Origin of the sequence: Vreelandella malpeensis (assembly GCF_020622355.1) — a bacterium.
GTDB lineage: Bacteria > Pseudomonadota > Gammaproteobacteria > Pseudomonadales > Halomonadaceae > Vreelandella > Vreelandella malpeensis.
The window spans coordinates 1-1304 of record NZ_WHVL01000014.1 but is presented as its reverse complement, the minus strand read 5'-3'; the positions used below and the strand labels follow the sequence as shown (position 1 = coordinate 1304).

Here is a 1304-nt window from a genome sequence, read left to right as displayed (position 1 = left end):
GACGCATCGTTTAAGGAGGTGATCCAGCCGCAGGTTCCCCTACGGCTACCTTGTTACGACTTCACCCCAGTCATGAACCACACCGTGGTGATCGCTCCCCCGAAGGTTAAGCTAACCACTTCTGGTGCAGTCCACTCCCATGGTGTGACGGGCGGTGTGTACAAGGCCCGGGAACGTATTCACCGTGGCATTCTGATCCACGATTACTAGCGATTCCGACTTCACGGAGTCGAGTTGCAGACTCCGATCCGGACTGAGATCGGCTTTTCGGGATTGGCGCACTCTCGCGAGTTGGCAACCCTTTGTACCGACCATTGTAGCACGTGTGTAGCCCTACCCGTAAGGGCCATGATGACTTGACGTCGTCCCCACCTTCCTCCGGTTTGTCACCGGCAGTCTCCTTAGAGTTCCCGGCATGACCCGCTGGCAAATAAGGACAAGGGTTGCGCTCGTTACGGGACTTAACCCAACATTTCACAACACGAGCTGACGACAGCCATGCAGCACCTGTCTCTGCGTTCCCGAAGGCACCAAGGTATCTCTACCAAGTTCGCAGGATGTCAAGGGTAGGTAAGGTTCTTCGCGTTGCATCGAATTAAACCACATGCTCCACCGCTTGTGCGGGCCCCCGTCAATTCATTTGAGTTTTAACCTTGCGGCCGTACTCCCCAGGCGGTCGACTTATCGCGTTAACTTCGCCACAAAGTGCACAAGGCACCCAACGGCTGGTCGACATCGTTTACGGCGTGGACTACCAGGGTATCTAATCCTGTTTGCTACCCACGCTTTCGCACCTCAGTGTCAGTGTCAGTCCAGAAGGCCGCCTTCGCCACTGGTATTCCTCCCGATCTCTACGCATTTCACCGCTACACCGGGAATTCCACCTTCCTCTCCTGCACTCTAGCCAAACAGTTCCGGATGCCGTTCCCAGGTTGAGCCCGGGGCTTTCACAACCGGCTTATTTAGCCACCTACGCGCGCTTTACGCCCAGTAATTCCGATTAACGCTTGCACCCTCCGTATTACCGCGGCTGCTGGCACGGAGTTAGCCGGTGCTTCTTCTGCGAGTGATGTCTTTCCTGGCGGGTATTAACCGCCAGGCGTTCTTCCTCGCTGAAAGTGCTTTACAACCCGAAGGCCTTCTTCACACACGCGGCATGGCTGGATCAGGGTTGCCCCCATTGTCCAATATTCCCCACTGCTGCCTCCCGTAGGAGTTCGGGCCGTGTCTCAGTCCCGATGTGGCTGATCATCCTCTCAGACCAGCTACGGATCGTCGCCTTGGTGGGCCGTTACCCCACCAAC

Annotated in this window: 1 rRNA gene; it reads right to left on the bottom strand. The window is 56.4% G+C overall.

Annotated features, from left to right (window positions below):
- Nucleotides 1-11 precede the first annotated feature (11 nt).
- Nucleotides 12-1304: ribosomal RNA gene (locus GEV37_RS16845) — 16S ribosomal RNA — on the bottom strand; the annotation flags it as partial.